Genomic DNA, 12,683 nt, shown 5'->3' with positions numbered 1-12,683 from the left:
TTGTGTTTGGTCTGTGGGGTTCAAGGATACGGTCGGACCGGATCACGAGATCGTCACCGTGGGACGGGCAGCCTGCCGCGAAGGTAGCGTTCGGCGAGCTCGCAGGTGCCGAGCGTGTAGCCCGCGCCCAGCGCGCCGGCGATGGCCGCGCCGGGGTGAGTGCCGATCCAGGCGACCAGCAGGAGCCTGCGGAACAGGATGAACGTCCAGATCTCCTCCTCGTCGGCGGCGGGCAGGTCGAGAACGGCGCGGTAGCCGCGCAGCCACGAGTCGATCATGTCGGGCACCCGCGGGTGGTGCTCGATGAAACTCAGGGCGGCGGCCAGATCGTACAGGCGCCAGCCGTACCCGCAGTCGTCGAAGTCGATGACGGCTGGCTCGGCGGAGCCGTCGGCGAGGAGGTTGGCCAGACGCAGATCTGCATGGATCAGGCCGTAGCGGTCGGGGCCGGCGCCGTACCGCCGCAGCCTCCGGCGCAGTTCGCCGTCGAGCCGGGCGAGGACGGCACGGGCCTCGCCGTCCACTCCCGCGCCGCCCTCCCAGCGCCCCCAGCGCGACTCCGCGCCCAGGGCCGCCCCGTAGTCCCAGCGGAACCGCGTGAAGCCCTCTGGCGCGTTCCAAGAGCGCGCGTGGCGGTGCATGCGGGCCGTGAGCGCTCCCAGGACCTCGAAGTGGTCGACGAGCCCGTCCTCGGCGGGCTCGGAGCCGGGCAGGAACTCGAACATCACGCACCTGCGCGGTTCGGGGCCGTCCGGGTCGGCGATGGTCACCACGCGCTCGCCCCGCAGGGTGGTCCGTACGCGCGGGGTGCGCACGCCGGCGTCGGTCCGCAGGGCCGTCAGCCAGTCGAGCTCGGAGTGGATCGCGCGCTCGGAGTGGTAGTCCAGGCGGTGGACGCGCAGGACGGCCCGGTCGCCGGTGGCGGGGTCGTCAACGCGGAACGTGGCGTTCTCCGAAACGTTGATCAGTGTGGCCGTCGCCGTAGGCGGCAGGCCGTACGCGTGCAGTGCGCGCCGGGCAACGCCGTCGACCCTGGCGAGGACGGCGTCCCCGCCGGAGAGGTCGTGGACCTTCAATGACATCTCCCAAAAATGCGCTAAAGGTCCGCACATTATGTCCCGGCGGTTGCGTGCTCCGCGTCGGATGGTGGCGGGGAAGCGGGGACCTAAAAGATCAGAAACGGCAAATATCAGCAGAAATAGCACCGCCCCCGGGGATGAACCCGACCAGGACGATCGTCCCGGCTCCCCCAGGGGCGGCACCACCTCCGGAGATGGGTCCGGCTGCGGGGATTAGCCCACGGCTTCCCCGGAGGTGGATCTGAGTACGGCGACCTCCCCGGGGCATGGTGACCCCTTCGGTCTGCCGACTGGCATGGCCGGAAGTCTGTAACGGTTGGACCATGTTCGTCAACGGTTCTCGTCGTACAGATGAAGAAAAATGACGGATATCGCCGGAATCGCACCTTTAGACCACGTGATCGATCTACCAGATCGCCCCAATCGGGCGACACGCGCGCGTCAGGGTATCCTCACCAGCGAGCCCGGCCCCCAAGGGCCTCGGCCCACCTTATGGACCTTGAGATGAATGTGCCCTCTGCCGCATTTGTCGCCGGTCGCGAAGTGATCTTGCCGCCGGTTCGGCAGAATTGGGTCCGTGAACCTCATCGACTACCTTCCCGAAGACATCGACGCCGACCCGGACACCGTCTTTGACGCGTTTGTCCGGTGGAACGCCGATCGTGGGTTCACGCTCTATCCCCACCAGGAGGAGGCGCTCATCGAGGTCGTCTCCGGCAACAACCTCATCCTGTCCACCCCGACCGGGTCGGGGAAGAGCCTGGTGGCGGCGGGCGCCCACTTCACGGCGCTCACCCGCGACGTGCGCACCTTCTACACCGCGCCGATCAAGGCCCTGGTGAGCGAGAAGTTCTTCGACCTGTGCGCGACGTTCGGCACCGAGAACGTCGGCATGATGACCGGCGACGCCAGCGTCAACGCCGGGGCGCCCATCATCTGCTGCACGGCCGAGATCCTCGCCTACATCGCCCTCCGCGACGGCGAGCGCGCCGACGTCGACCAGGTCGTGATGGACGAGTTCCACTTCTACGCCGAACCCGACCGAGGATGGGCCTGGCAGGTGCCCCTGCTTGAGCTGCCGCAGGCGCAGTTCATCCTGATGTCGGCGACGCTGGGCGACGTGACGAGGTTCGAGACCGATCTCACCCGCCGCACCGGACGCCCCACCTCGGTGGTCAAAGACGCCGAACGCCCGGTCCCCCTCTACTACTCCTACCGGCTCACGCCGCTCCACGAGACGCTCGAAGAGCTGCTCGCCACCCAGCAGGCCCCCGTCTACGTCGTGCACTTCACCCAGGCTGCCGCCCTGGAGCGGGCGCAGGCCCTCATGAGCATCAACATGTGCACCAAGGCGGAGAAGGAAGCCATCGCCGCCCTCATCGGCAACTTCCGCTTCAGCACCCGCTTCGGCCGCGCGCTCTCCCGGCTCGTACGGCACGGCATCGGCGTCCACCACGCCGGCATGCTGCCGAAATACCGCCGGCTGGTCGAACGGCTGGCACAGGCCGGACTGCTCAAGGTCATCTGCGGCACCGACACCCTCGGCGTCGGCGTCAACGTGCCGATCCGCACCGTGCTGTTCACCGCGCTGTCCAAGTACGACGGCAACCGGGTGCGGCTGCTGCGGGCTCGCGAGTTCCACCAGATCGCCGGGCGGGCGGGCCGAGCCGGGTTCGACACGGCGGGATACGTCGTGTGCCAGGCCCCCGACCACGTCGTCGAGAACGAGAAGGCCCTGGCCAAAGCGGGCGACGACCCCAAGAAACGGCGCAAGGTCGTGCGCAAGAAGGCTCCCGAGGGATTCGTCAACTGGAGCGAGGAGACCTTCGAGAAGCTGCGCAAGGCCGAACCGGAGCCCCTCACCTCGCGGTTCAAGGTCAGCAACGCCATGCTTCTGGCGGTGATCAACCGTCCCGGCGACTGCTTCGGGGCCATGCGCAAACTTCTCACCGACAACCACGAAGACCGCAAGCGGCAGCGCAAGCACATCAGCCACACCATCGCGATCTACCGCTCGCTGCTCGCCGGCGGCATCGTGGAGAAGCTCAAGGAGCCCGACGACCAGGGACGGATGGCCCGGCTCACCGTCGACCTCCAAGAGGACTTCGCGCTCAACCAGGCGCTGTCGACCTTCGCCCTCGCCGCCTTCGAACTCCTCGACCTCGAATCGCCCGGCTACGCCCTCGACATGGTCTCGATCGTCGAGTCCACCCTGGACGACCCCCGGCAGATCCTCTCCGCCCAGCTCAACAAGGCCAAGGCGGAGGCGGTCGCCCAGATGAAGGCCGACGGCGTCGAATACGAGGAGCGCATGGAGCTCCTCACCGAGGTCACCTACCCGATGCCGTTGGAAGACCTGCTGCTCGGCGCCTACGAGACCTACCGCCGCGGCCACCCGTGGGTCGGCGACCACGTCGTCAGCCCCAAGACCGTGGTGCGGGACATGTACGAGAAGGCGATGACCTTCACGGACTTCATCCAGTACTACGAGCTGACCCGGTCCGAGGGCTCGGTCCTGCGCTACCTCGCCGACGCCTACCGCACCCTGTCGCGCACCATCCCCGAACACCTCAAGACCGACGACCTCGTCGACCTCATCGAATGGCTCGGCGAGCTGGTGCGCCAGGTCGACTCCAGCCTGCTCGACGAGTGGGAGGCCCTCGCCAACCCCGCCGCCGCCCTGGAGGAGCAGGCCAAGGAGCTGGAAAGCAAACCGCGACCGGTCACGGCCAACGCCCGTGCCTTCCGGGTCCTGGTGCGCAACGCGATGTTCCGGCTGATCGAGCTGGCGGCGCTGGAGAAGTACGACGAGCTCGAGGAGCTCGCGCCCAACGTGGACTGGGAGGAGGCGCTCGACGCCTACTTCGAGGAATACGACGAGCTCGGCACCGGGCCCGACGCCAGGGGGCCCGCCCTGCTGCAGATCACCGAGGAGAAGGAGCTGTGGCGGGTGCGGCAGACCTTCCACGACCCGGCGGGCGACCGCGACTGGGGCATCTCCGCCCAAGTGGACCTGGCGGCCTCCGACGAGGAGGGTCGTGCCGTGGTCCACGTCACGGGGGTGAACCGGCTCTAAGCCCCGCCGCCCCTACGGCGCGGCACGGCGCCGCCGTGCCGCGCCCCGCGTTCCGGGAGTCAGAGCCGAGGTTCGGCAGGCAGGGGGCGGAAGGCCACGCAGAAGGCCACGGGGGCAAAGGTCAGGACCGCGGGGTGCCGGGAGGAAGGGGCGTGCCCTGGGCCAGGCGCAAATACTGGCGTTTCTTCTCCTGACGTACGACGACCCCGATCTTCGAAAGTTCTTCGCGGAGCTCGTGAATGTCCCGGGAGTTCCCCTTGTCCAGCGCCTTCTGGCGGGCTGTCAGCACTGCGTCAGCGCCGTCCGGCAGACCCGACATCCCCGGCACCCACCTGCGGAACTCAGACTTGTGCGGGTCTTCGTCCAAGAACCGGTAGCCGTGTCCGGTGAAAGCGGCGGCGAGCTCGGCGACCGACAGATCGTCGCAGCGCTCCCGAGCCAGCTCCACACCGTCATGACCGAGAAGAACGAGATGTTTGGCGTCGACAAAGGCCGCGCTGACGGCAGAGCGGTCGAAGTCGAGCGACCTGCCCTCCCTTTTCAGGTTGACCCGCTCATCCGCGACGGTGACGACCAAGGCTTCATGCAGCGCGATCGCGGACACCGTCAGCCCCAGCAGTGCGCCCACGATCGGTGCTCCGACGGCGAGCCAGGGGTCCGGAATGGACTGGATCAGCTTGAGCGGCCCCTCGAAAGGCGATCCCACCAGCCAGTCGCTCAGCGTCGGGAGCAGCCAGCCCAACCCCGCTCCGACAAGAGGGAAGACAAGCCACAGCAGCAGGTGGCTCCACCATTGCTGCCTCACGATCGTGTGACCAGACCGGCCATCCGCGTTGGTCATGCGAGAGCAACTCCCCAAGAGCCCTTTTCCCGTTCCCCCGGCGGGGCATCGCGCGCGGGCCACCTTATAAAGGGGACGGCCCGGCCGGTTCGTTAGTGTACTGGCACCGGGAAGACAGTGGAAAAATAATCCACATCGCTCACCGAGGAATCCCGCCATGCGAAACACGGCGACCTTTCCACACCGCTGCCGCTCACGGCTTTCGCCGACATCGACCGCGAAGTGCGTCGAGCCGCGGGAATGGGCGTCCCGGCGGCTCGACGCGAAGGTTCACCTGCAGACGGCGACAGTGCAGATCTTGCCCATCATCGTCTTAGCGTCCTTGAGCACGCTCTTGAAGTCGCTCCGCCTGGGCGGGCCCCACTCACCCGACTCGGAGTAGACCGCGACGGCGTTGCCGCGCCGCGCGACCACCGCACGCTCACCGTGGATCTGCACCTTGCCGCCCTGATACGCCTGCCCGGTCACCCGCACCGCCTCGTCGCCGACCTTCACGGGAGCCGAGCTGAAGCGGTAGGCGCCCTTGTCCACTGAACGGCACTTGCTCAACGCGGTGCGCACCTCCTTCAACGCGGTCGCGGCGGCGGCGCTGTCGGCGTAGACGATGACCTGCTCGACGCGCTGGAAGTCGGGCACCCCGACATAGCTGATCGTTCGCGCCACCGCGCGGTCGTGCTTGCCCGGCCTGCGGTTGCAGGGGTTCACGCCGAGGACGGCCGTCAAGCGATTGCTGATCGTCCACTGGTGCTCAGGGTCCTTCTTGCCCTGAGTCACGGCCTTGTTCTCATAGAGCAGGAAGCCCTTGGGGATGACACTCGCCGTGGACGCCGCCGCGGGCGACACCGCCGCCGAGCCGAACAGCAGCGCTGCCGCGACCGCGGCCCCACACACAACCTTCTTCACCGAACTTGCCCCTCGCTCACCCAGCAACGTGTCATCTCATTGGATGCGGCAACTTTGCCAGAAGTTCGAGGGACTTTCCGCCACGGCGGCGGAGCGGGGATACGGCTCGGCAACACACGCGGTTTAGCCCCCCAGCGGAATCGGACACAGGGCGCACTCGCCACATGAATATCAAGCGGGCGCGGGACAAACACGAAGCCTGCTTATCCCCCCGAAATATCGAGCTCCGCCATCCCGGGCACGGCGCAGTCGTCCGCGTCGTCCAGCCAACCGTCCGGCAGATGCACATGAGACCGCTCCGAACTCTTGCCCCGCGGCCCCTCCGCCCCGTCCGGCCACGGCTGGACGTGGTCCAACCCATCCAGGCGATCACGCAGCTCCGCGAGCGAGGCCGACGTCGTAAGCCCCCGGCGTACATCCCCGCCGACCTCGAAACCCTTCAGATACCAGCCCACATGCTTGCGGAACTCCATCACCGCCTGCGTCTCAGAGCCATGCCACTCGGCCAGCATCGCCGCATGCCGCGCCATCGTGCCGGCCACCTCACCCAGATTCGGGCGGGCACGCCCCGGATCACCGTCCAACGCACGCGCCAGATCCCCGAACAGCCACGGCCGGCCCAGACACCCCCGCCCCACCACGACCCCGTCGCAACCGGTCTCCTTCATCATCCGCACCGCGTCGTCCGCGCTCCAGATGTCGCCATTGCCCAACACCGGGATGTCCGGCACGGCCTCCTTCAACCGCGCCACCGACTCCCAATCCGCGACCCCGCCATAGTGCTGCACCGCCGTACGGCCATGCAGCGCCACCGCGCTCGCCCCCTCCTCAGCCGCCGCCCGACCAGCCGCGAGATAGGTCAAATGATCGTCGTCAATGCCTTTGCGCATCTTCACCGTCACCGGCAGCTCCCCCGCCCCCGCGACCGCCGCCCGCACAATCGCCCGGAACAACCGCCGCTTGTACGGCAAAGCCGACCCCCCGCCGCGCCGCGTCACCTTCGGCGCCGGACAGCCGAAATTCAGATCGATATGATCCGCCAACCCCTCATCCGCCACCATCCGCGCAGCCCGACCCACCACCTCAGGATCCACGCCGTACAACTGGATGCTCCGCGTCCGCTCCCCCCGATCGAACCGGATCATCCTCAACGTCTTCGCGTTCCGCTCCACCAGCGCCCGCGTCGTGATCATCTCCGACACGAACAACCCCGGCCCCTGCTCCCGGCAGAGCACCCGAAACGGCGCACTCGTGATCCCCGCCATCGGCGCCAACACCACCGGCGGCCACACCTCAATCGCCCCGATCCTCACCCCCGAATTATCCGCGACCCCACCCACCGCCCCACCCCCACCACCCGCCGGTTACGCACCCAGCCCCAAAACCCGCTAGAGTTCAACACGTCGCCGACGGTGAAACGCCGACCGGCCGACACGCGGACGTGGCTCAGCTGGTAGAGCATCACCTTGCCAAGGTGAGGGTCGCGGGTTCGAATCCCGTCGTCCGCTCGAAGGGGCCGACCCTCTTGGCCTCGCTCGGTGGAGTGGCCGAGAGGCGAGGCAACGGCCTGCAAAGCCGTCTACACGGGTTCAAATCCCGTCTCCACCTCGTTGCACAAGGGCGATTAGCTCAGTGGGAGAGCGCTACCTTGACACGGTAGAGGCCACTGGTTCAATCCCAGTATCGCCCACTCGGTCGATGGGCGACGTGTGCCGCGCAACATGCGCTGGCCGCGTCGCCCTCGTCGTGTAGTGCTCGCTTCGCTCGCTTGCGGGGGCTCCGCCACCCGCACCCCCGGGCTGGCGCCCCTCGGCCCTGAGCCTCGACCGACGGCCAACGGGCCGGGTCAAGGTGCGACGTTCGGCCGACCGCCCGGGCCAAGGTGGGACACCAGGCCAACCGCCCGGGCCGACCACGAAACAGCCGGCCAACCGGCCGGCCAACGTGAAACAGGTGGCCAACCGGCCGGGCCAAGGTGCGACGTTCGGCCGACCGCCCGGGCCAGGGTGGGACACCAGGCCAACTAGCCCGGCCAACGTGAAACGGGCGGCCAACCAGCCCGGACAAGATCCAAGGTCCGGCCGAATGGCCCGGGCAAGGTGCAACGTTCGGCCGACCGGCCGGGCCAAGGTGGGACACCGGGCCAACTGGCCGGGCCGACCACGAAACAGCCGGCCAACTGGTCGGCCAACGTGAAACAGGTGGCCAACCGGCCGGGCCAAGGTGCGACGTTCGGCCGACCGCCCGGGCCAGGGTGGGACACCAGGCCAACTGGCCGGGCCGATCAGAAAACAGTCGGCTGACCGCGCCGGCCGACAGCCGAATAGAGCCCAGGGAATCCAGGGCTACTCATTGTTTGTCGTTGTTCTCCGTTGTTTGCGGGACGGGTGGTGGCCCTGGCACTTCCTCTGAGCGCCAACGGCCAAGCTTCCGGATCAAGAGAACCCAGGATTCAAGGTTCTCTCGCCGAAACGGCGAATGGTCTTGCTGGCCACGGAGGAGTGATGGGTTCTTTGAGGATGCTCAGCTGGTCTCGAAGATGTCCAGCGGGTAGGAGCTGAACCGTTAGGGCGAACCGCACCGAGGTGCGCGACGTCTACGTCGCGGGGCGCCCGCTCCTGCGGGGCGGCGAGTTGAAGACGCTCGGCGAGGAACGCATCCTCTTCGGGACCCGCCGCATCGCCGCATGTATCGGCCTCGCGGAAGCCTGGCCGAAGCCCTGACGCCCACCCCGAACCCCGCACGTCGCGGCGGCGGGTGACGGCTGCTCCCGAGGCCCCGGCCCCGGCTCGCATAATCAGGACGTGTATTGTCCTGGTTATGCGAATGGGCGAGGGAGTCGAGTGGGGCCTGCACTGCTGCGTCACGCTGGCGTGGCTCGGCGACGACGAGCCGGTGCCGACGGCGCGGCTGGCGGCCTGGTTCGACCTTCCGCCGGCTTATCTGACCAAGCGCCTCCAGGCGCTGGTCAAGGCAGGAGTCCTGAGCTCCACCCCCGGGGCCCGGGGCGGCTTCCGGCTTGGACGGCCGCCTGAGCGGATCACGTTGATGGACGTGGTCGCCGCCATCGAGGGCCCCGACGAGATGTTCCGCTGCACCGAGATCCGCCGTCGGCCGGAGAGAAGCGGCGCGCCCGCGCGGCAGTTCCCTCAACCCTGCGGGGTCGCCGCCGCGGTCCGCAAAGCCGAGATGGCCTGGCGCCGAGAGCTCGCCGGGCAGACGGTGGCCGACCTGCTGGCCGCCGCGCCCGCCGGGGCCGCGGACCACACCCGACGCCACTTTCCCCGCGTGACCGGCTGATCGTCCGGCACCCCAGGGCACGCGCAGACGTATAAGGAGAATCTGGATGTCAAATGTCTCGATTCCGACCGGGCGCTCGGCCGCCACCGAACCGGGCGCACCTACCCGGGGAGGGCTGTCGTCCGCCCTGGTCCTCGCCTTAGGGACGTTCGCCGTCGGAACGGACGCCTTCATCGTGGCCGGCTTCCTGCCGTCCATGGCCGCGGACCTCCGCGTGTCCTCCGCCACCGCCGGCCAATCGATCACCGTCTTCGCGGCGGCTTATGCCGTACTCTCCCCCGTGCTGGCCACGCTCCTCGCGCGGCTGCCGCGGCGGACCCTGCTGATCGGCGCGCTGGTCACGCTCGGCATCGCCAACCTGGGCTCGGCGCTGGCCCCTGACATGGCCGTTCTGATCGCCACCCGGGTCCTCGCCGCGGCCGGCGCCGCCGCCTACACACCCAACGCCGGAGCGGTCAGCGCCGCCCTCGTCCGGCCCGAGCTGCGCGCCCGTGCCCTGGCCGTGGTGGTCGGGGGCCTCACCATCGCCACCGCGCTCGGCGTCCCCCTCGGCAGCGTCGCCGAGCATTGGTTCGGCTGGCGGACGGCGCTTGGCCTGGTCGCCGGGCTCTGCCTACTCGTCGCCGTGATCGTGCGCCTGATCATGCCGCGGCTGCCGGGCAGCCCGAGGGTGCCGCTGCGCACCCGCCTCGCGGTCCTGCGCCGCCCCGCCGTCCTCACCGTCCTGCCGCTCACCGTGATCGGCATGGGTGCCGGCTACACCGCGTACGCCTACAGCGTGCCCGTGCTGGAAGGGGTCAAGGTGCCCGAGGGCGCGATCCTCGGGATGCTCTTCCTGTACGGCCTGGGCTCCGTCGTCGGCAACCTCGCCTCCGGCTACGCGACCGACCGCTGGGGCTCCGCCAAGGTGCTCACCGCCGGTTACACCGCCATGGCGCTCGCCCTCGGCTCCCTGGCCTGGCTCGCCGCCGCCGAAGCCGACGTCCAGCCGCTGGTCGGCGCGCTGGTGCTGCTCTGGGGGGCCGCTAGCTGGTGCCAGACGCCTCCGCAGCAGCACCGCCTGATCGAGGTCGCACCGCAGGAGGCCCCGCTGGTGGTCTCGCTCAACGCCTCCTCGATCTACCTGGGCATCGGCCTCGGCACCGTGATCGGCGGCGCCACCCTGGCCGCCGGCGCGGCCACCGTCTACGGCCTGGGCGCGGCCCTCGCCGCGGCGGCCCTGCTCTTCCTGCTGTCCACAGCGGGACGCCGGGGGTGAGTGAGCGCGCCAGGTGAGGTTCGGCGTCACCCGTGTCCCGCTTCGCGTCGAGGACTGCGCTCGATGTCGGACACCGGGGAGCGGCCGATCAGCTCGTCCTTGACCACCTCGGCGAAGACCGCGTTCAGCACCAGGTAGGTGTTGTGGACGGTGCCGGGGCGTACCGGCCGCGCTCAGCCCTGCGATCAGGTCCTTGACCGTCTGCCGGGTGACCGCCACGGCGATGCGGCCCTGTGCGTCGGCGTGCTCGTCTTCCTCGAGGATCGCGAGTTTGCATTCGGCGGTGAGGGTGCGCCGCCGGGTCCGGAGGGATTGGAAGGTGCGCTGCCCACCTGGCGATCATGCCTGGCCGGGGTGGTCAGGTCGGTCATGCTCAAGGTCACTGTTGCGGAGATCCCGCTCTCGCCCTGTCCGTGTCGTTAGAGACTCGTTCATCGTGTGTGTCCCGCCAGTCTGGCAGGGAGGGCTGCGGCCGTACGGATGCCCGCAGGCGTCCTTCGCTCGCCTCGCGGGCGTCGATGAGCGCGTCCCAGTGCTCTTCCGCCCACATGCACATCGCGTTGAGCGGTTCGAGCAGGCTGAGGCCGAGCGGTGTCAGCTCGTAGTGGGTCTGCCTGCCCGGCCCCGTGCCGTTCGTGCGTGTGAGCAGGCCGTCCCGTTCCATGGCGCGGAGCGACTGGGTGAGCACCTTGGCCGTGACGCGGCGCAGCGGAACACGCAGTTCGGAGAAGCGGCGCGGCCCGCTCTCCAGGCAGCGGATGATCATGCTGGTCCACTTGTCCCCGATGCGGATGGGCATCAGATCGGTCGGACAGACAGGGTCGAACATGTCCGGATCCAAGGGCATAGTCACATCGTTCACGGTAACTCGGTATCCCCGAGGTAACCACGCATCCCACTACCTTGCGGAGCACACAGTCCATCGCACTGCGAGGAGAGATCCATGGGGAAGATCATTGTTTTCGGTGCAGGCGGCCGAGCCGGCAGTGCCGTCGGCCGCGAGGCGTGCCGCCGGGGTCACGACGTCACCGCCGTGGTCCGGCGCACCGCCGACCACCCCGGCCTTGAGGCCCCCGGCGTACGGCTGGTCGCCGGCGACGTCACCGACCCCGCCGACGTGGCGCGGCTCGCACCCGGCCACGATGCCGCCGTCGTGACCGTCTTCGACCCCGGTGCTCGGCCTGACGAGTTCTATCCCGCCGCCGCCCGCGCCCTCGTCGACGGCCTGCGGCGGGCGAGGGTGAGCCGGTTGATCTCGGTCGGCGTGGCCTCGACCCTGCCCACCGCGTCGGGTGTGCGGCTGATGGACACGCCTGGCTATCCGCAGGAGCACCGCGGCTTCCTCCTCGCCCACGCCTCCGGCTCCGCCGTCCTCGCGGAGAGCGGCGGCGAGCTGGACTGGCTGGTCATGAACCCCTCGGGCGACTTCGACCACGGCGGCATCCGTACCGGCCGCTACACCACGGCCCCCGGTGACGCGGCCTCGCGCGTCTCCTATGACGACTTCGCGATAGCCGTACTCGACGAGATCGACACCCCTCGGCACCACCGCACCCAGATCGGCGTCGAACAGGGGTGACCTCGCAGCGCCCAATCAGACACAGCCGTGAGATTGTCGGAGTCCGTCTCTAGCGTGGCAGTGTGGCCGGGTGAGTCGTGACGCTTTCGTCGTGCGCCAGGCGTGCTGAACCAGAGGGTTCGAGCCTGTGAACCGCTGTTCGCCCCCGCATGAGGGCGGACAGCGGACAGTTGGGCGGCAACGGTGAGGGGCAACAGCAGGATGGAGCAGGTCGGTTTGGACCTCGGAGTGCAGACTCGGACTCAGGCCGCAGCCGCGGAGTCTGAGGTGCCCTAAATCTTCCGGACAGCTCCCCAACTAGACGAGTAGTTCCTAAGTTCAGCCCCGTGAACGCAGCGAGGGTGTCCATGATCCGTTTGTGACGACAGACCTGAACACCCTCTTGACCGCACTCTACGTGAAGATCGACGACGAGATCGGAGGAGCGCGATGCACCGGCCGCCCGCCACTGCTCAGCGATCCCGAGCTCGTATGCCTCGCGGTGGCCCAGGCACTGCTCGGCCACCGCTCCGAGGCACGATGGCTGCGCTTCGTCACCAGGCATCTGACCGGCATGTTCCCCTACCTACCGCAGCGGCCCGGCTACAACAAGAGACTCCGATCGGCGCTCCCGCTGATCAAACGCGTCATCCGGATGCTCGCCGCCG

At 68.7% G+C, this 12,683-nt stretch carries 10 protein-coding genes, 3 tRNA genes and 1 pseudogene; 9 read left to right on the top strand and 5 right to left on the bottom strand.

What is annotated here, in order from left to right:
* Window positions 1-53: 53 nt before the first annotated feature.
* A complete protein-coding gene (locus tag BLQ73_RS23295) occupies window positions 54-1,082 on the bottom strand; it encodes a phosphotransferase enzyme family protein (RefSeq protein ID WP_093173346.1) in 1,029 nt (342 codons plus the stop codon).
* A gap of 565 nt (window positions 1,083-1,647) precedes the next feature.
* Between BLQ73_RS23295 and BLQ73_RS23290 the strand changes: the two genes are divergently transcribed.
* The gene (locus tag BLQ73_RS23290) at window positions 1,648-4,155 is read left to right on the top strand and encodes a DEAD/DEAH box helicase (protein WP_218125982.1); all 2,508 of its coding nucleotides are present in this window, start codon (window positions 1,648-1,650) and stop codon (window positions 4,153-4,155) included.
* Between the two features lie 121 nt (window positions 4,156-4,276).
* On the opposite strand, the gene BLQ73_RS23285 is transcribed toward BLQ73_RS23290, so the two are convergent.
* From BLQ73_RS23285 to dusB, 3 genes are all read right to left on the bottom strand, one after another.
* Window positions 4,277-4,996 (bottom strand): YqeB family protein, encoded by a 720-nt coding sequence (locus tag BLQ73_RS23285; protein ID WP_093173342.1) that lies wholly within the window; start codon window positions 4,994-4,996, stop codon window positions 4,277-4,279.
* A gap of 270 nt (window positions 4,997-5,266) precedes the next feature.
* Entirely contained in the window at window positions 5,267-5,899 is a 633-nt protein-coding gene (locus tag BLQ73_RS23280; RefSeq protein ID WP_093173340.1) for a hypothetical protein, read from the bottom strand.
* A gap of 203 nt (window positions 5,900-6,102) precedes the next feature.
* A complete protein-coding gene (gene dusB, locus BLQ73_RS23275) occupies window positions 6,103-7,164 on the bottom strand; it encodes a tRNA dihydrouridine synthase DusB (RefSeq protein WP_093173439.1) in 1,062 nt (353 codons plus the stop codon).
* Window positions 7,165-7,334: 170 nt separating this feature from the next.
* Here dusB and BLQ73_RS23270 point away from each other — a divergent pair.
* From BLQ73_RS23270 to BLQ73_RS23250, 6 genes are all read left to right on the top strand, one after another.
* A tRNA-Gly gene (locus BLQ73_RS23270) sits at window positions 7,335-7,407 on the top strand.
* Window positions 7,408-7,436: 29 nt separating this feature from the next.
* Window positions 7,437-7,507 (top strand) — tRNA-Cys (locus BLQ73_RS23265).
* 10 nt (window positions 7,508-7,517) lie between these two features.
* Window positions 7,518-7,589 (top strand) — tRNA-Val (locus tag BLQ73_RS23260).
* 895 nt (window positions 7,590-8,484) lie between these two features.
* Window positions 8,485-8,622, top strand: coding sequence for a hypothetical protein (locus BLQ73_RS32685; RefSeq protein WP_176955617.1), 138 nt, complete (start codon window positions 8,485-8,487; stop codon window positions 8,620-8,622).
* A gap of 97 nt (window positions 8,623-8,719) precedes the next feature.
* A complete protein-coding gene (locus tag BLQ73_RS23255) occupies window positions 8,720-9,199 on the top strand; it encodes an RrF2 family transcriptional regulator (RefSeq protein ID WP_093173338.1) in 480 nt (159 codons plus the stop codon).
* Between the two features lie 46 nt (window positions 9,200-9,245).
* Window positions 9,246-10,457 (top strand): MFS transporter, encoded by a 1,212-nt coding sequence (locus tag BLQ73_RS23250; protein WP_093173336.1) that lies wholly within the window; start codon window positions 9,246-9,248, stop codon window positions 10,455-10,457.
* Window positions 10,458-10,836: 379 nt separating this feature from the next.
* Here the strand turns inward: BLQ73_RS23250 and BLQ73_RS23245 are convergent, their stop codons facing one another.
* Window positions 10,837-11,319, bottom strand: a complete 483-nt coding sequence (locus BLQ73_RS23245; RefSeq protein WP_245691310.1) for a winged helix-turn-helix transcriptional regulator — start codon at window positions 11,317-11,319, stop codon at window positions 10,837-10,839.
* 81 nt (window positions 11,320-11,400) lie between these two features.
* Here BLQ73_RS23245 and BLQ73_RS23240 point away from each other — a divergent pair, with 81 nt between their 5' ends.
* Window positions 11,401-12,036 (top strand): NAD(P)-dependent oxidoreductase, encoded by a 636-nt coding sequence (locus tag BLQ73_RS23240; RefSeq protein WP_093173334.1) that lies wholly within the window; start codon window positions 11,401-11,403, stop codon window positions 12,034-12,036.
* 358 nt (window positions 12,037-12,394) lie between these two features.
* A pseudogene (locus BLQ73_RS23235) lies at window positions 12,395-12,683 on the top strand (IS982 family transposase); the annotation flags it as partial.

The sequence above is a fragment of the Sinosporangium album genome, from assembly GCF_900100605.1.
Classification (GTDB): Bacteria; Actinomycetota; Actinomycetes; order Streptosporangiales; family Streptosporangiaceae; genus Sinosporangium; species Sinosporangium album.
This window is presented reverse-complemented; position numbering and strand designations above follow the sequence as displayed.